Here is a 16,337-nt window from a genome sequence, read left to right as displayed (position 1 = left end):
GTGTTGTCGGGTCTGCGAAAGGCAATGCGGGGGGGACTGCTGAGCCTGGCCTGGGTCCTGCTGGCCGGGGTGGCGCATGCTGCGCCGGCGCCCGACCCGGTCCTGGTGCTGGGGCGGATCAGTGATGATCCAAAGGTGCACTACGAACAACTGCAGCCGTTGCTGGATTACGTCGTCGCGCGCATGCACGACGTCGGCATCCGCGAAGGCCGGATCCTGATGGCCCGCGACCCGCAGCAGATGGCCAGCTACCTGCGCCGCGGCCGGGTCGACTGGGTCACGGAAACGGCCGGCACGGCCGTTGCGCTGGGCCTGCGCAGTGGCGCCCGCCCGCTGCTGCTGACCGAGCGCAGCGGCGTGCGCGAATACCACACGGTGTTCTTCGTGCGCCGCGACAGTGCATTGCAGCGTCTGCAGGATCTGCGCGGGCATCGTCTGGCCCTGCAGAACACCGCTTCCACCAGCGCCTATCTGGTGCCGGTGATGACCCTGCTGGACCATGGGTTGAGCCCGCAGATCCTGGCCGGCAGCTGGGACCTGCCCGGGCCTGATGCGGTGGGCTATGTGTTCGCCCGCAGCGAGCTGAACGTGGCGACCTTCGTGCACAAGGGGCTGGCTGACGGTGGTGCGGTCAGCAGTGTGGACTGGGACGATGAACAACGGGTGCCGGCGGCGTTCCGCCGCGATTTCCGTGTGCTGCTGCGCACCGAGCCGTATCCGCGGGCGCTGGAAGTGGTGCGTGCCGACCTCGATCCACGGGTGCGCGAGCGGCTGCAGCAGGTGCTGCTGCAGGCGGCGGCCGATCCGCGCGCACAGGTGGCGCTGCAACGGTTTTTTGGAACTTCCGGGTTCCACCGCGTGGATGCGCATGCGCAGCAGCGGTTGGACGAACTGAAACAAGGGTTGATGCGCGTGCGGATGGACGTTGAATGAAGTGGCTCGGCTCCGGGATGCAGGCCCGTTTCCTGCTCGCCATGGGCGGGGCAATGCTGGTGGTGATCGCGATCCTGGCCGTACTGCTGGGGCGCCAGGCGTCGATGCAGAGCGAAGTGAAGAGCCTCAGTGGCGGCGTGATCCATGAGCTGTTCGACCGCAGCGTGCGCAGTCGCGGCGAGGCGTTGGCGCGTGAGCTGTCCGATTCGCTGGCCAACCCGCTGTACTACAACGACCTGGACCAGGTGGGCGCGTTGGTGCGCGGCACGGCGCGGCAACCGGTGGTGCGCTACGTGCGGGTGTTCGACGAGCGCGGGCGCCTGGTGCACGACGGCTCGCTGGACGTGGCCGGCTTCGGCCGCGAGATGGACGACCCGCTGGCGCGTGGTGCGGTGAAGGCACAGACCCTGGTGGTGCAGCAGTCGCCGACCGTGCTGGACAACGCCATGCCGATCACCGTGGGCAAGCAGCGTATCGGCGGTGTGCGCGTGGGCATGGCCCTGGACGAGGTGCACGCGCGCGAAGTGGCCGCCAACGCGACCCTGGGGCAGCGCCTGCAGCAGGTCGGCAGCCGCCACCTGGGCTGGCTGCTGCTGATGCTGGGCCTGCTTGTGGTGATCGGCGTGGTGGTCATCCTGTACGTGCAGCGCACCCTGGTGACACCGATCCGTGAGCTGGCCGCCGCGGCACGCCGCATCGAGGCGGGCGATTACCAGGCGCCGCTGGCCGAGAACACCCGCGACGATGAAGTGGGTGAGCTGGTGCGCGGCTTTGCGCGCATGCGCGATGCCATCGCCCGCCATGACCGCGAAGTGCGGCACATGGCCTACACCGATGCGCTGACCGGGCTGACCAATCGGCTGGCCTTCCGCGAAGCGCTGGACCACCGCCTGATGGCGGCGCGCGCGTCCGGGCACCGGCTGGGCCTGCTGTTCGCCGACATCGATGACTTCAAGCGGGTCAACGACACGCTGGGCCATGAGGCCGGTGACGAGGCGCTGCTGCAGTTCGCCCAGCGCATCACCCACGCGGTGGCCGAAGCCGGTGGTGACGAAGCCTTGTTGGCGCGGTTCGGTGGCGACGAGTTCGTGATCCTGGTCGGCGACGGTGACGTAGCGGCCAATGCCCGCCTGCTGGCCGAAGTGCTGGTGCGCGAGCTGGGCAAGCCGCTGGTGGTGCAGGGCCGTGAGCTGTTCCTGGGCACCTCGATCGGCGTGACCCTGTTCCCCGACGATGCCGCCGATGCGACCACGCTGCTGAAGAACGGCGATATCGCCATGTACCAGGCCAAGATGGCCGGCAAGAACTGCTTCCGCTACTACAGCCGTGCCATGGACCACGCGGTCGAACGCCGCGTGCACATGGAACAGGAACTGCGCGGGGCCTGGGAGCGCGGCGAGCTGCGCCTGGCCTACCAGCCTATCTTCCGCATGCGCGACCGCCGCCTGGTGGGCGTGGAAGTGCTTCTGCGCTGGCAGCACCCTACGCTGGGCACCATTCCGCCGTCGGTGTTCATCGAAGTGGCCGAGCAGAGTGGGCTGATCGAGATCATCGGGCCGAAGGTGCTGCGCGCCGCCTGCATGGAGGCCTCGCAGTGGCCGCGCGGGGCCGCCGGCGATGAACTGTTCGTGTCGGTGAACGTGTCCCCGCGGCAGTTGCGCGGCGGCGAACTGCCCGCGCTGGTGGCGCAGTGCCTGCACGAGTCCGGCCTGCCCGCTTCACGCCTGCATCTGGAGCTGACCGAAACGGCGGTGATCGGCGATGAAATGGTTGCCGCGCAGCTGCTGGACAAGCTGCACCGGACCGGCGTGAAGGTGTGGCTGGATGACTTCGGTACCGGCTTCTCCGGCCTCAGCCATCTGCGCCAGGTGCCGGTGGACGGGGTGAAGATCGACAAGAGCTTCGTGGCCGACATGCAGCGTGACCCGGATGACCTGGCCCTGACCACGGCCATCATCGCCATGGCCCATGCACTGGGCATCACCGTGGTGGCCGAAGGCATCGAGCAGGAAGCGCAGTTCGAGCTGCTGGCCCAGCGCGGCTGCGACCTGGGCCAGGGCTACCGGTTGAGCCACCCGGTGACCGCCACCGAAGTGGTGCGGATGATCGAATCTGGGCTTTGACACCCCGATGTCCTGGGGTCAGATCCCTCTCGCAGGAAAAGGGCTCTGACCCCAGCCCAGGCCTTACACCGGGCGCTTGCTCGGGTCGCCGGGCAGTTCCCGCACCAGCTTCGGCACCAGGTAACCGGACAGTCGCGCAGTGAGGCCGGCCACCAGCGCCTTGGCCTGCGCATCGTCCACTTCGAAGTGGGCCACGCCTTCCACCCGGTCCAGCTGGTGCAGGTAGTACGGCAGCACGCCTGCGGCGAAACTGCGTTCGCTCAGGTCCTGCAGGGCCTGCACGCTGTCGTTCACCCCGCGCAGCAGCACGGCCTGGTTCAGCAGCTGCGCGCCGGTGCTGCGCAGGCGCGCCATGGCGCCGTCGACGCTGGCATCGAACTCGTTGGCATGGTTGGCGTGAACCACAATCGCCAGCGGCCAGGGCAGGCTGCGCAGCCAGGCCAACAGTTCATCGTCCACCCGTTCGGGCAGCACGATGGGCAGGCGGGTGTGGATGCGCAGGCGGCGCACGTGCGGAATCTGCCGCAGCGCAGCGGTCAGCTCCACCAGCTTGTGGGTGGCCAGCGACAGCGGGTCGCCACCGGACAGGATCACCTCGTCGATGTCTACGTCGTCGGCGATGGCCTGCACCGCCTCCCGCCAGCCGCCCTTGGCGGCGTTTTCCGCGCCATAGTCGAAGTGCCGGCGGAAGCAGTAGCGGCAGTTGATCGCGCAGCTGCCGGTGGCCACCAGCAGGGCACGGCCACGGTACTTCTGGATGACCCCGGTGGCCTTTTTGGCCGCGCCATCGCCCACCGCATCAAAGCTGAATCCGGGGACCACCTGCATTTCCGCATCGATCGGCAGCACCTGGCGCAGCAGCGGGTCGCTGGCATCGCCGTGGCGCATGCGGGCGACGAATCCCTGCGGCACGCGCAGCGCGAACTGCGCCATGGCGGCCTCGGACACCCCCAGTGTGGCCGGGTCCAGACCCAGCTGGGCCAGCAGCTGCTGCGGGTCACGCAGCGCCTGCCGCCAGAGCTGCTGCCAGCGCGCGGGCGCGCCCGCTGACTGGGTGCGGGGGAAGGCGGAAAGCTGCATGGAGAGGGGGCCTGCGGTTATCATGGGGGCATAAATCAGTTGCCCACCGGGGTTCCGGTGGGCTTTCCATTCTATCCGGCTCGCCGCACCCGCGGCGGTTTTGCCATTTGAGGAGCTTGAGCATGGCCACTGTGGGCATGAATGACGTCAAGAACGGGATGAAGATCCTGGTCAACAATGAACCGGCGGTCATCACGGATACCGAGTACGTGAAGCCGGGCAAGGGCCAGGCCTTCACCCGCGTGAAGTACCGCTTCATCCGTTCGGGCCGCGTGGTGGAACTGACCATGAAGGCGACCGACGACCTGGAAGTGGCCGACGTTGTGGACACCGACATGAACTACATGTACAGCGACGGCGAGTACTGGCACTTCATGGACCCGGAAACCTTCGAGCAGGTGCAGGCCGACAAGGCCGGCATGGGCGGCGCCGAGAAGTGGCTGAAGGGCGAAGAAGCCTGCATCGTGACCCTGTTCAACGGCGCGCCGATCTTCGTGCAGCCGCCGAACTTCGTTGAACTGAAGATCACCGAAACCGATCCGGGCGTGCGTGGTGACACCTCGGGCGGCGGCGGCAAGCCGGCCACCCTGGAAACCGGTGCCGTGGTGCGCGTGCCGCTGTTCGTCAACCAGGATGAAATCATCAAGGTTGATACCCGCTCGGGTGAATACTCCTCGCGCGTGAAGTAATCCGGCGTAGCCGGGTTACCTGTAGAGCCGAGCCATGCTCGGCTTTCCGGGCACCGCCCGGAACCCGTTGACGGCGCCCATGGCGCCGCAACGGACAGCCGCCGGGCATGGCCCGGCGCTACCGCCTCCCGCCAGGCCCTTCTCCAATAGCCAGTGAGCCCGCATGAGCGATAGCCCGCATCTCCCCGAAGCCTGCGACCTGCTCATCGAAGCCGGTTATGTCGTTCCGATCGAGCCGCATGCGGTGGTGCTGGAAGATCACGCCGTGGCCGTGCGTGGCAGCGAAATCGTCGCCATCCTGCCGCGTGCCGAGGCCCGCGCGCGCTTCCGTGCCGCGCAGGTGGTCAGCCGTCCCGACGCGGCGCTGATGCCGGGGCTGGTGAACGCGCACACGCACAACCCGATGACGCTGCTGCGTGGCGTGGCCGACGATCTGCCGTTGATGACCTGGCTGCAGCAGCACATCTGGCCGGTGGAAGCGGCGGTGATCGGCCCCGAGTTCGTGGCCGATGGCACCACGCTGGCCATTGCTGAAATGCTGCGCGGTGGCACCACCTGTGCCAACGAAAACTACTTCTTCGGTGACGTGCAGGCCGCGGTCTACAAGAAGCACGGTTTCCGCGCGCTGGTCGGTGCGGTCATCATCGATTTTCCCACCGCCTGGGCCAAGACCGATGACGAATACTTCGCCAAGGCCGGTGAGCTGCACGACCAGTGGCGCAGCGATCCGCTGATCGGCACCGCGTTCGCGCCGCATGCGCCGTACACCGTGAACGACGCCAATTTCGAGCGCGTGCGCATGCTGTCCGACCAGCTGGACATGCAGGTGCACCTGCACACCCATGAAACCGCACAGGAAATCACCGATTCGATCAAGCTGCACGGCCAGCGCCCGCTGGCGCGGCTGGATCGGTTGGGCCTGGTCAACGACCGCCTGATCGCGGTGCACATGACCCAGCTGACCGACGCGGAAATCCACCTGTGCGCCGAGCGCGGCGTCAGCGTGGTGCACTGCCCGGAATCGAACCTGAAGCTGGCCTCCGGTTTCTGCCCTGCCTGCTCGCTGCAGCGCGCCGGGGTGAACCTGGCGATCGGCACCGACGGTTGCGCCAGCAACAACGATCTGGACATGTTCAGCGAGAACCGCACCGCGGCCATCCTGGCCAAGGCCGTGGCCGACGATGCCACCGCGCTGGACGCGGCCACAACGCTGCGCGCATCCACCCTCGGTGGCGCACGCGCGCTGGGCTTCGGCGAGCGCATCGGTTCGATCGAGGTCGGCAAGCAGGCCGACCTGGTCTGCGTCGACCTTTCCGCACTGGAAACCCAGCCGCTGCACAACGTGCTGTCGCAGCTGGTGTACGCCACCGGCCGCCAGCAGGTCAGCGACGTCTGGATTGCCGGCAAGCCGAAGCTGGTGCAGCGCGAGCTGGTCGGCATGGACCTGCCGGGCATCATCGCCAACGCGCGCCAGTGGCGCGAGCGCATCCGCCATATCCGCGCCTGAACCCTGGCGCTGCAAGGACTACCCCATGACTGCCCCCCACGCATCCTCCAATTTCGATCAGGCCGAGCTGGACAAGTTCGCCGCGCTGGCCAACCGCTGGTGGGACGCTGATGGCCCGCAGAAGCCGCTGCATGCGCTGAACCCGGTGCGGCTGAAGTACGTGGCCGACCGCGTGCCGCTGCGCGGTGCGCGCGTGCTGGACATCGGCTGTGGTGGCGGCCTGCTGAGCGAGGCGCTGGCGCAGTCCGGTGCCGACGTCACCGCCATCGACCTGGCCCCGGAACTGGTCAAGGTCGCGCGCCTGCACGCGCTGGAAAGCGGTGCCAAGGTGGATTATCACGTCCAGGCCGCCGAGGACCTGGCTGCCGAGCAGCCGGGCAGTTTCGATGTGGTCACCTGCATGGAAATGCTCGAGCACGTGCCGGATCCGGGCGCGATCATCGAGGCCTGCAAGCGCCTGCTGAAGCCGGGCGGCCACCTGTTCCTGTCGACCATCAACCGCACCGCTGCCGCATTCGCGGTGGCGATTGTCGGTGCTGAGTACGTGGCGCGGCTGCTGCCCAAGGGCACCCACCATTACCAGGAATTCATCAAGCCGGCCGAGCTGGCCCGCTGGTTGCGCGAAGCCGGCGTGCAGCTGGTCGATGTCAGCGGCATGGCCTACGAGCCGTGGCGCAACCACGCTCGCCTGAGCAGTCGCACCGACATCAACTATCTGGCCTACGCGGTCAAGCCGGAATGAGTGCCGCGCCGTTCCCGCGTGCGGTGCTGTTCGATCTGGATGGCACCCTGCTGGACAGTGCGCCGGACTTCGTTGCCACCTGCAATGTCATGCTGGCCGAGCGCGGCCGCGCACCGATCGACCCGGCGCAGCTGCGCCCGGTGGTATCGAAGGGGTCGCGCGCCATGGTGGGCGCCGCCTTCCCGGATCTGGACGACGCCGCGCGTGACGCATTGATTCCCGAGTTCCTGCAGCGCTACGAGGCCTTGATCGGCCAGTACGCGGTGCTGTTCGACGGCGTGGCCGGCATGCTGGCGGCGCTGGATGCTGCCGGCGCGGTGTGGGGCATTGTCACCAACAAGCCGGAATACCTGGCCCGTCTGGTGTTGCCGCAGCACGGTTGGCAGCAGCGCTGCGCGGTGCTGGTGGGCGGCGATACGCTGGCCGAACGCAAGCCGCACCCGTTGCCGCTGCTGCATGCCGCGCAGGCCATTGGCGTTGCCGCCGAAGACTGCGTGTACGTGGGCGACGACGAGCGTGACATCATTGCCGCGCGCGCGGCCGGCATGCCATCGGTGGCAGCGCTGTGGGGCTACCGCCTGCACAGCGACGATCCGCTGGCCTGGCAGGCCGATGTGCTGGTGGAAAACGCCGAGCTTCTGCAACTGGCCAGTCTGTGGCCGACCCGGCCGGCAGCCCCGGCCCAGCCGTAAGGAACAACGTAGTGAGCAGTACCGCGCTGGAAAGCTTCCTCGACAAGTGGCGCAGCCGCTGGCCGGAATGGTCGGTGGCCGCGCCGTTCGTGGCCGAACCGCACCGCGATCTTGCGGTGGCGTGGTTTGCGCTGCTGCAGGAATTCGACGACATGCTCAACACCAGTGGCGACCCGCTGCCGGCCGACGCCAAGCTGGCGTGGTGGGGCGAGGAGCTGCGCAGTTGGGCCGGGCAACGCTCGCGCCACCCGCTGGGGCGCCTGCTGGAGCCGGTGCGCGCGCCGTGGGCGCAGCTTGCCGAGGCGTTGCCGGATCTGGTCGAGGCGCGCACGGTCGCCCTCGATGCTGCTGGCGCCGAGCGCGCGCTGGCCAACTACGCTGACGCCGTGGCTGCGGTGGAGGCGGTGCTGTTCAACGACACCCTGCGCAAGGGAGCGGGCCGTGCCGTGCAGCTGCAGACCCTGGCCCAGCGCCTGCAGGACGCCGGCGTGGCCGGTGTGCCGCGCAGTCTGCTGGACGAGGACGCCAGCAACGCCAGCCAGCGCTGGGCGCAGCATCTGCTGAAGGGGTGGGGTACCCGCGTATCCGGCCCGCGCCCGCGCCGTATCTGGTCCAGCCTGGCCCGCGCCCGCGTGGCCGCACAGGCGGCAGGCAAGCCGATCGAAGCGACCCCGGTGCGCACCCTGCTGCGCGTGTGGTGGGCCGCACGCGGCTGATCGCTGCTGGTGGGTGCGGACCGTGGTCCGCACGCTCTACGGGATCGTGCCGAATCGCATTGCGGTAGATCCACGCCATGCGTGGATGAATGCACGTTCCGCGCGCGCTGCGGGATCGTGCCGACCAAGGTCGGCACCTACCAAGGCGCAGTGCGCTCGCCGGGCATGGCCCGGCGCTACCGGAATATGACCCCACCCAAGCGCGTGGCGCGCGTTATTTGCGTTCCAGCACCAGCAACGGATCGATGCGGGTGTCGAACCAGTTCATGCCCCAGTGCAGGTGCGGGCCGGTGGCACGACCGGTGGCGCCGACGGCGGCGATCACCTGGCCCTGGGTCACCCGGTCGCCGACCTTCACGTCGATGCGCGACAGGTGCAGGAAGTTCGAGCTGACGCCGTAGCCGTGGTCGATCAGCAGGGTGCCGCCGGTCAGGTACAGGTCCGGGCCGGCGAAGGTCACCACGCCGGCGGCCGGTGCTTTCACCGGCGTGCCGGTGGGCACGGCGATGTCCATGCCGGAATGGCCGGCGCCGGGCTGGCCGTTGTACACGCGCGCATTGCCGAAGCGGCCGCTGATGCGGCCCTGCACCGGCCAGATGAAGGTCTGGGTGAAGTCCGTGCGGTCGTCATCGCGCGCACGCGCGGCGGTCACCTGCGCCTGTTCGCGCTTGATCCGTTCGGCAATCGCCGGCGGCGGATTGACCGTCTTCGGCGGCACGCCATTGACCCGCTCGGTCGGCCAGTCGCGCGGCGTCACCGCAATCGTCGCTGTCTCGCTGCCACCATCAGGGCGCTGCACCTGGAGGCGCAGCGGGCCCTTCTCGTCGCGGCCGATGCCGAACACCACGCTGCCGTAGCTGCTCACCCGCAGCTGGCGGCCGGCGTACTGCACGCGGCTGCCGGCCGGCACCTTGCCGATCACCATGGCCCCCTGCGATGCGCTGGCCGGGAACACCACGCGGCTGTCGATCAGGCTGCCGATGCCATCCTGCGCCTGTGCAACCGGTGCGGTGAACAGGGGCGCGGCAAGCAGCAGTGCCCCGATCATCAGTGCCGAACGCATCAGCGGTCGTAGGTCATGCGCTGGCCGGCCGGTTCGCCCACCAGCTTGCTGCCGTCCCACACCCGCTGGCCGTTGACCCAGGTCGAGGCCACGCGTGAGCGGAAGGTGGTGCCTTCGAACGGCGACCAGCCGCACTTGGACAGCACGTCCTCGCGCTTGACGGTGAACGGCACGTCTTCCACCAGCACCAGATCGGCGAAGTAGCCTTCGCGCAGGAAGCCGCGTTCTTCCACGTCGAACAGCTGCGCCGGGGCGTGGGCGAACTTCTGCACCACCTGTTCGCGGGTCAGCTTGCCTTCGTGCACGCGCTCCAGCGCGGCCACCAGCGCGTACTGCACCAGCGGCAGGCCGGACGGTGCCTGCGCGTACGGCGTCTGCTTCTCTTCCCAGGTGTGCGGGGCATGGTCGGTGGCCAGTACGTCCAGCACGTCATCGGCCAGCGCGGCGGTGATCGCCTCGCGGTCGGAGACTTCCTTGATGGCCGGGTTGCACTTGATCAGGTTGCCCTTGGTCGCGTAATCCGGGCGCGCGAAGTGCAGGAAGTGCACGCAGGTTTCGGCGGTGATCTGCTTGCGGCTGCCGTCGGCGCGGATCAGCGGGCCCTTCTCGAACAGCGCCAGCTCGTCGGCGGTGGAGATGTGCAGCACGTGCAGGCGGGTGCCGTGCTTGCGTGCCAGCGACATCGCCAGGCGGGTCGACTTGATGCAGGCCTCGCGCGAACGGATGTCCGGGTGCATGTCCGGGGTCAGCGCGTCGCCGTATTTTTCCTGGAACGCCTTCAGGTTGGCATCGATCATCGGCGTGTCTTCGCAGTGCGTGATGATCGGGGTGGGGCACTCGCGGAAGATCGCGTCCAGCGTGTCCGGGTCGTCCACCAGCATGTTGCCGGTGGACGCGCCCATGAACACCTTCACGCCCGGCGCCTTCTTCGGGTCCAGGGCGCGGATTGCTTCCAGGTTGTCATTGCTGGCGCCGTGGTAGAAGCCATAGTTGGCCCAGGCGCGGCCGCGGGCCAGTTCGTACTTGGCTTCCAGGATGGTCGAATCCAGCGTGGGCGGATTGGTGTTGGGCATGTCCATGAAGCTGGTCAGGCCGCCGGCCACGGCCGCCGCCGATTCGCTGGCGATGTCGCCCTTGTGGGTCAGGCCCGGCTCGCGGAAATGCACCTGGTCATCGATCATGCCCGGCAGCAGCCAGCGACCGGCCGCGTCCACCACCTGTTCGCCATCGCGCGGGACCAGCCCGCTGCCGATCTGCGCGATGCGGCCGTTCTCGATGCGCAGGTCGCCGTCGAAGGTGCGGCCTTCGTTGACCATGCGGGCATTGGTGATGAGGGTGGAGGACATGTCAGTGTTTTCCTGTGCAACGGCAAGAAGGGGCGTGGGAAGACTCGGGCACTGGATCGAAGCCGCCGGGATGGAAGGGATGGCAGCGGCCCAGCCGGCGCGCGGCCAGCCAGCTGCCGCGCAGCGGGCCGTGGCGGCCGATGGCCTCCATCGCGTATTCAGAACAACTGGGCACGAAACGGCAGCGCGGCCCCAGCAGGGGGCTGATGAAGCGCTTGTAGAAGCGCAGCAGGGCGATGAGCAGGCGCGAGATCACCCAGTCATCTTATGCCAGTTGGCATGAAGGCCGCATTTGTGCAGGATGGGCCGTTGGTCGCATGTCGTCGATGGCCTGCGGCCGGTGCCAGTACCCTTGCGGGTGCTGGCCAGGTTCCGCACCGCGCAGGGCGGTCAGCTTGTTCGGACCGCCACGTTGGGCGCGCTGGCTCCAGGACTGAATGGAGCAGGCCCCCAAGGTTGCTGCTGCCGGTCGGGTAGGCTATAAAGGCCCGCTTTCCCGGGCCCCGGGGAATCCAAGGAAGAGCGTTTCGTGGCTGCTAAAAAAACTGCAAAGAAGGCCGTCAAGGCCGCCAAGAAAACCGCCAAGCCTGTTGTGAAGAAGTTGGCGGCCAAGCCCGTTGCCCCGAAGTCGGCCAGCAAGCCGGCGGCGAAGGCGGCATCCTCGCAACCGGCGGCCAGGAAGGCTACCGCAAAGAAAGCCCCGGCCAAGGCCAGCAAGCCCGCAGTTGCCAAGAAGGCGGCGCCGGCCAAGGCCAAGCCTGCGGCCGCGGCAAAGAAGACACCGGTGGCGAAGAAGACGGCCACCAAGGCAAGCCCGGAAAAGAAAGCCGCTGCCAAGCCGGCGCCCAAACCGGTCGCCAAGAAAGCCGCGCCCAAGCCGGCACCGAAGCCGGTGGCCAGCAAGGGGGCTGCCAAGCCCGCCGTAAAGCCCGCCGCGAAGAAGGCGGCGGCCGCTAAACCGGCGCCCGCACCTGCCGCTGTAAAGAAAGCCACGAAGAATGTCGCCACGCCGGCTGCCAAGCCGGCCCCGGCCCCCGTAGTGAAGTCCGCACCGAAGCCTGCCGCCAAGCCGGCTCCGGCCAAGCCTGTCCCGGCCAAGACCGCCCCCGCGGTGGCTGCCCCTCCGGCCCCCAAGCCGGCTGCGGCCGCCGCCCCGGTTGCATCGAAGGCCCCGCAATCCAAGAATCCCGTGCCCGTTTCGAAATCGCCTGCCAAGACCGCCGTGAAATCTGCCGTGAATCCTGATACCGCTCCGAAGACCGTGTCGCGCCCCGTCGGCAAGGTTGCCGTGGCTGTGACCGCCCGTTCGGCGGCGCCGGCCCCGCGCAGCAAGTACAAGGTCGTCGAATACAAGACCGACGAGGCCACTGGCCGCCCGATCCTGCCGGCTGGCTACAAGCCGTCCTCGGAAGAGGAATACATGAGCTCGCTGCAGCAGGAATACTTCCGTCAGCGCCTGCAGAACTGGCGTGGTGACCTGGTGGAAGAATCCAAGCAGACCATCGAGAACCTGCGTGAGGAAGTGCGTGACATCGGCGACGAAGCCGAGCGTGCGACCCGCGAGACCGAGAACTCGCTGGAACTGCGCACCCGTGACCGCTACCGCAAGCTGATCGGCAAGATCGACAGCACCCTCAAGCGCCTGGAAGCCGGTGATTACGGCTACTGCGTGGACACCGGTGAAGAGATCGGCCTGGAGCGCCTGGAAGCGCGCCTGACCGCCGAGCGCACCATCGACGCCCAGGAGCGTTGGGAGCACCTGCAGAAGCAGCAGGGCGACTGATTCCAGAGCGTTGTGGGGTCATGCGAAAAACCCGGTCTTGGCCGGGTTTTTTGTTGGGGTATCGTGGGCGCGCGACCTTGGCTGGCACGGGCGGCTGTGGCCGTTGACTTTTGGGTCCGCCTTGCAGCGAGCCGAGCACCGCAGGGGAATCAGGGGCGAAGAGGCGCGGGTGTCTGAGCGAAGCGAGTTCCGCGCCGTCCCCTGATTCACCGAGGAGCGCAGGGCACCGGCGCGCAGCGCCGGCTCGCGGATGGCGGCGTGTTTCTTTGGTGACTTTCTTTGCACGAGCAAAGAAAGTTACAACCCGCCGCGGTCGCAGAAAGCGTCCGCCAGTCGCGGCCCGGCGCAACCGGTTCGTGGGCGCACGGCAGTGCGCAGTCGAGCATGGCTCGACTCTACAAAAGCGCGCTCATTGCAGGTCGCGCAGGTTCAACTTGCGCAGCGTCGGGTTCTTCCACGCGGTAATGCCGGCCACGCCCAGCACCGCGCAACCGCCCAGCACCACCGCGGGCACCAGGCCCAGCAGCTTGGCCATCGTGCCGGCATAGAACGCGCCCAGTTCATTGGACGAGCTGATGAAGATGCCGTTGATGGAAGATACCCGCCCGCGCATTTCCTCGGGCGTGGCCAGCTGCAGGATGGTCGAGCGCACCACCACCGACACGCCGTCGAAGGCGCCGTAGAACAGCAGGATCAGCGCCGACAGCCAGAAGTGCTGCGACAGGCCGAAGCTGACCACACACAGACCGAACCCGGCCACGGCGAACAGCAGCACGCGCCCGGCGTTCTTCTGCAGCGGGTGGCGGGCCAGCCACAGGCCCACCGCGATCGAGCCCAGCGCCGGTGCCGCGCGCAGGATGCCCAGCCCTTCCGGGCCATGGTGCAGGATCTCCTGCAGGAAGGCCGGCAGCATCGCCACCACGCCACCGAGCAGTACCGAGAACATGTCCAGTGCCATTGCGCCGACCATGATGCGGTTGCCGACCACGAAGCGCGCCCCTTCGGCGATGCTCTTGAAGATCGGCGCGGCCGGGCCGTCATGCACCGGCTCACTCACTTTCAGCGTGGCCAGGCAGCCCAGCGCGACCAGCGCGAAGCCGGTGGCCACGGCGTAGGACAGGCCCTTGCCGCCCCAGCCCACCAGAATGCCGCCCAGCGCCGGGCCCACCACCATGCCCGACTGGAACACCACGCTGCCCAGCCCGGCGCCGCGCGCGAACTGCTCGCGGGCCAGCACGCGGGCGAACAGCGCGTTGTAGATGGGGGACAGGAAGGCGCGCACCATGCCGGTCAGGGCGATGGCCGCATAGATCGGCCAGACCCCGTGGAACGGCAACCAGCCCTTCGCCACGCAGGTCAGCACGATGGCCGTGGCTACCAGCCCGGCGCAGGCGACCATGCCCAGCCGACGGCGCGGCAGGTGGTCGACCAGGTAACCGGCAAATGGCGCCACGCAGAAGAACGGCAGCACCTCGGCCAGGCCGACCAGGCCCAGCGAGAACGGATTGCGGGTGACTTCGTAGATGTGCCAGCCGACGGTGACCGCCACCACCTGGTAGGACAGCATGGCAAAGATGCGGTAGGCCAGCAGTTTGGCAAAGCCGGGCCGGCCCAGCAGGGCCAGCGCGCCTTCCTCTCCAGTGGCGGCCGCGCTCACGACTGTTCGCGCTGCAGCTGGGCCTGCGCGGTCTCGCGGATGAAGGCCAGCATCGCGGCCACGCCGTTGCTGCGGGTGGGCGACAGGTGGCGGGCCAGGCCGATGTCCTGGATGTAGCTCGGTTCGGTGGCCAGGATCTCCTGCGCCGAGCGGCCCGAGTACACGCGCAGGGCCAGGAAGATCAGGCCCGAGACGATGGCCGAATCACTGATGGCGTGGAAGCGCAGCGACTGCGCATTGCCTTCCGGCACGATCCACACCATCGACTGGCAGCCCAGCAGGCGGTGTTCTTCGGTCTTCCATTCTTCCGGGAAGGTCGGCAGCTTGCGGCCCAGGTCGATCAGGTACTGGTAGCGTTCGGACCAGTCGCCGAAGAAGGCGAACTCTTCGGCAATGGCGCTCTGCGCCTCGGCGGCGGTGGGTTCAAGCGGGAACGGGGAGTCGGTCACAACGGTCTCTGCAGTGGGGGCGTGGCCGGGGGCGCCGGCCACGGGGCAGGGCGGTCAGGCGCGCTTGCGCACCCAGCGCACGCCCTGCGGGGTGTCTTCCAGCACGATGCCTTCGGCGGCCAGCTGGTCGCGGATGGCGTCGGAGCGGGCGAAATCGCGGGCCTGCTTGGCCGCGGCACGTTCGTCGATCAGGCCCTGGATGCGCGCATCGTCGTCGCCTTCGCTGGCGGCGGTGCCGAACCACTGTGCCGGGTCGGCCTGCAGCAGGCCCAGCGCCAGCCCGGCGCCGAGCAGCTCGCTCTTCAGGCGCGCGCGCTCGGTCGGGTCGGTGGCACGGCGGGCCTCGCCGGCAATGCGGGCGACCTCGGCCAGCGCCTGTGGTGTGTTCAGGTCATCGTCCAGGGTGGCTTCCACCGAGGCCGGGATGACGGCTGCGGCGTCTACGTCCACCAGGTCGCGCAGGGTGCCGTACAGGCGGTCCAGGGTGCGCGCGGACTGTTCGATGAGTGCATCGGACCAGTCCAGCGGCTGCCGGTAGTGGGCCGACAGCAGGGCCAGGCGCAGCGCTTCGGGCGGGTGCTGGCGCACCAGGTCGTGCACGCGCTCGATGTTGCCCAGCGACTTGCTCATCTTGGCGCCGCCGAAGTTGAGCATGCCGTTGTGCAGCCAGAAGCGGGCGAAGACCTTGCCGCCGTGGGCGCATTCGCTTTGCGCGATCTCGTTTTCATGGTGCGGGAACTGCAGGTCCACGCCGCCGGCGTGGATGTCGATGGTCTCGCCCAGGTGGGCGGCGGCCATGGCCGAGCATTCGATGTGCCAGCCCGGGCGACCCCGACCCCACGGCGATTCCCAGCCGGGCAGGTCGTCGCTGGACGGCTTCCACAGCACGAAATCGCCGGCGTCGCGCTTGTACGGGGCCACCTCGACGCGGGCGCCCGCCAGCATTTCCTCCGGATCGCGGCGCGAAAGCTTGCCGTAGCCGTCGAAGCTGGCCACCGCGAACAGCACGTGGCCCTCGGCGGCGTATGCATGGCCGTTCCCGATCAGCTGCTCGATCATGCTGATGATCTGCGGCATGTGTGCGGTCACTTCCGGCTCGATATCCGGCGGCACCACGCCCAGCGCGGCCATGTCTTCACGGTAGGCGGCGGCGAACTTGTCGGTGATGGTGCTGATCGGCACGCCCTGCTCACGCGCGGCGGTGTTGATCTTGTCGTCCACGTCGGTGATGTTGCGGGCGTAGCGCAGGGCGCCGAAGCGGCGCCGCAGCAGGTCGGCCAGCACCCCGAACACCACCGGGCCACGGGCGTTGCCGATGTGCACGTAGTTGTAGACCGTCGGGCCGCACACATACAGGGTCGGACAGGCCGGGTCGATCGGGGTGAACGGTTCGAGCTGGCGAGTCAGGTTGTTGTGCAGGCGCAGGGTCATGGGGGTCGGAGTGGGGGACAAGCGTGTGATTTTAGAACGTGTCGGGGCCCTTTGGGGGCGCCGGAACCCACCGGCAGGCGGAGTGGGGTGGGCAGGAGCGGCGCGGACGGGTAATGTTCAGCCCCT

15 protein-coding genes are annotated in these 16,337 nt (G+C 68.2%); 8 read left to right on the top strand and 7 right to left on the bottom strand.

Features of this window, described 5'->3' with window-relative positions; translation table 11 throughout:
• Positions 1 to 24 precede the first annotated feature (24 nt).
• Positions 25 to 933: a phosphate/phosphite/phosphonate ABC transporter substrate-binding protein gene (locus RTY46_RS09760; protein WP_312708083.1), complete on the top strand. Its 909-nt coding sequence runs from the start codon at positions 25 to 27 to the stop codon at positions 931 to 933.
• Positions 930 to 3,056, top strand: coding sequence for an EAL domain-containing protein (locus RTY46_RS09755; protein ID WP_312708082.1), 2,127 nt, complete (start codon positions 930 to 932; stop codon positions 3,054 to 3,056). The genes RTY46_RS09760 and RTY46_RS09755 overlap by 4 nt, the downstream gene beginning before the upstream one ends.
• 63 nt (positions 3,057 to 3,119) lie before the next feature.
• On the opposite strand, the gene epmB is transcribed toward RTY46_RS09755, so the two are convergent.
• Positions 3,120 to 4,160, bottom strand: a complete 1,041-nt coding sequence (gene epmB, locus RTY46_RS09750) for an EF-P beta-lysylation protein EpmB (RefSeq protein ID WP_312708081.1) — start codon at positions 4,158 to 4,160, stop codon at positions 3,120 to 3,122.
• Positions 4,161 to 4,258: 98 nt separating this feature from the next.
• Here epmB and efp point away from each other — a divergent pair, with 98 nt between their 5' ends.
• The 5 genes from efp to RTY46_RS09725 all read left to right on the top strand — a co-directional run bounded on the left by efp (position 4,259) and on the right by RTY46_RS09725 (position 8,482).
• Positions 4,259 to 4,825 (top strand): elongation factor P, encoded by a 567-nt coding sequence (gene efp / locus RTY46_RS09745; protein ID WP_108750146.1) that lies wholly within the window; start codon positions 4,259 to 4,261, stop codon positions 4,823 to 4,825.
• Between the two features lie 163 nt (positions 4,826 to 4,988).
• Complete coding sequence (locus RTY46_RS09740) at positions 4,989 to 6,332, top strand: TRZ/ATZ family hydrolase (protein ID WP_312708079.1); 1,344 nt, start codon at positions 4,989 to 4,991, stop codon at positions 6,330 to 6,332.
• Positions 6,333 to 6,357: 25 nt separating this feature from the next.
• A complete protein-coding gene (ubiG, locus tag RTY46_RS09735) occupies positions 6,358 to 7,074 on the top strand; it encodes a bifunctional 2-polyprenyl-6-hydroxyphenol methylase/3-demethylubiquinol 3-O-methyltransferase UbiG (RefSeq protein ID WP_312708078.1) in 717 nt (238 codons plus the stop codon).
• Positions 7,071 to 7,766 carry a phosphoglycolate phosphatase gene (locus tag RTY46_RS09730; protein ID WP_312708077.1) on the top strand — a complete coding sequence of 232 codons (696 nt, stop codon included), beginning with the start codon at positions 7,071 to 7,073 and terminating at the stop codon, positions 7,764 to 7,766. Before ubiG ends, RTY46_RS09730 begins: the two co-directional genes overlap by 4 nt.
• Before the next feature lie 11 nt (positions 7,767 to 7,777).
• A complete protein-coding gene (locus RTY46_RS09725) occupies positions 7,778 to 8,482 on the top strand; it encodes a squalene/phytoene synthase family protein (protein ID WP_312708075.1) in 705 nt (234 codons plus the stop codon).
• 214 nt (positions 8,483 to 8,696) lie between these two features.
• Here RTY46_RS09725 and RTY46_RS09720 read toward each other — a convergent pair whose 3' ends face one another.
• The 3 genes from RTY46_RS09720 to yidD are packed head-to-tail and all read right to left on the bottom strand — an operon-like array spanning position 8,697 to position 11,147.
• Entirely contained in the window at positions 8,697 to 9,545 is an 849-nt protein-coding gene (locus RTY46_RS09720; protein WP_312708074.1) for a M23 family metallopeptidase, read from the bottom strand.
• Positions 9,545 to 10,891 carry a dihydroorotase gene (locus tag RTY46_RS09715; RefSeq protein ID WP_312708073.1) on the bottom strand — a complete coding sequence of 449 codons (1,347 nt, stop codon included), beginning with the start codon at positions 10,889 to 10,891 and terminating at the stop codon, positions 9,545 to 9,547. Before RTY46_RS09715 ends, RTY46_RS09720 begins: the two co-directional genes overlap by 1 nt.
• A gap of 1 nt (position 10,892) precedes the next feature.
• On the bottom strand, positions 10,893 to 11,147 hold the full coding sequence (gene yidD / locus RTY46_RS09710; protein ID WP_108750139.1) for a membrane protein insertion efficiency factor YidD: 255 nt from the start codon (positions 11,145 to 11,147) through the stop codon (positions 10,893 to 10,895).
• Between the two features lie 273 nt (positions 11,148 to 11,420).
• On the opposite strand from yidD, the gene dksA reads away from it, so the two are divergent.
• Positions 11,421 to 12,674: an RNA polymerase-binding protein DksA gene (gene dksA, locus RTY46_RS09705; RefSeq protein ID WP_312708072.1), complete on the top strand. Its 1,254-nt coding sequence runs from the start codon at positions 11,421 to 11,423 to the stop codon at positions 12,672 to 12,674.
• Positions 12,675 to 13,083: 409 nt separating this feature from the next.
• Here dksA and RTY46_RS09700 read toward each other — a convergent pair whose 3' ends face one another.
• From RTY46_RS09700 to cysS, 3 genes are read right to left on the bottom strand one after another with little or no spacing between them, the layout of a single operon-like run.
• Positions 13,084 to 14,331 carry an MFS transporter gene (locus RTY46_RS09700; RefSeq protein WP_312708071.1) on the bottom strand — a complete coding sequence of 416 codons (1,248 nt, stop codon included), beginning with the start codon at positions 14,329 to 14,331 and terminating at the stop codon, positions 13,084 to 13,086.
• Positions 14,328 to 14,780 (bottom strand): SufE family protein, encoded by a 453-nt coding sequence (locus tag RTY46_RS09695; protein ID WP_312708069.1) that lies wholly within the window; start codon positions 14,778 to 14,780, stop codon positions 14,328 to 14,330. The genes RTY46_RS09700 and RTY46_RS09695 overlap by 4 nt, the downstream gene beginning before the upstream one ends.
• A 54-nt stretch (positions 14,781 to 14,834) precedes the next feature.
• Positions 14,835 to 16,211, bottom strand: a complete 1,377-nt coding sequence (gene cysS / locus RTY46_RS09690; protein WP_312708183.1) for a cysteine--tRNA ligase — start codon at positions 16,209 to 16,211, stop codon at positions 14,835 to 14,837.
• Positions 16,212 to 16,337 lie beyond the last annotated feature (126 nt).

The organism is Stenotrophomonas sp., from assembly GCF_032056425.1.
Classification (GTDB): domain Bacteria; phylum Pseudomonadota; class Gammaproteobacteria; order Xanthomonadales; family Xanthomonadaceae; genus Stenotrophomonas.
Note: the sequence above shows the minus strand (reverse complement) of the source record. Positions and strands in the feature narration are given on the sequence as shown.

What these genes read in the sequence shown, in the direction of transcription:
- RTY46_RS09755 (WP_312708082.1), top strand. Translation starts at nt 930, where the DNA reads ATGAAGTGGCTCGGCTCCGGGATGCAGGCCCGTTTCCTGCTCGCCATG.
- RTY46_RS09730 (WP_312708077.1), top strand. Translation starts at nt 7,071, where the DNA reads ATGAGTGCCGCGCCGTTCCCGCGTGCGGTGCTGTTCGATCTGGATGGC.
- epmB (WP_312708081.1), bottom strand. Translation starts at nt 4,160, where the DNA reads ATGATAACCGCAGGCCCCCTCTCCATGCAGCTTTCCGCCTTCCCCCGC.
- efp (WP_108750146.1), top strand. Translation starts at nt 4,259, where the DNA reads ATGGCCACTGTGGGCATGAATGACGTCAAGAACGGGATGAAGATCCTG.
- RTY46_RS09760 (WP_312708083.1), top strand. Translation starts at nt 25, where the DNA reads ATGCGGGGGGGACTGCTGAGCCTGGCCTGGGTCCTGCTGGCCGGGGTG.
- ubiG (WP_312708078.1), top strand. Translation starts at nt 6,358, where the DNA reads ATGACTGCCCCCCACGCATCCTCCAATTTCGATCAGGCCGAGCTGGAC.
- RTY46_RS09740 (WP_312708079.1), top strand. Translation starts at nt 4,989, where the DNA reads ATGAGCGATAGCCCGCATCTCCCCGAAGCCTGCGACCTGCTCATCGAA.
- RTY46_RS09720 (WP_312708074.1), bottom strand. Translation starts at nt 9,545, where the DNA reads ATGCGTTCGGCACTGATGATCGGGGCACTGCTGCTTGCCGCGCCCCTG.
- cysS (WP_312708183.1), bottom strand. Translation starts at nt 16,211, where the DNA reads ATGACCCTGCGCCTGCACAACAACCTGACTCGCCAGCTCGAACCGTTC.
- RTY46_RS09715 (WP_312708073.1), bottom strand. Translation starts at nt 10,891, where the DNA reads ATGTCCTCCACCCTCATCACCAATGCCCGCATGGTCAACGAAGGCCGC.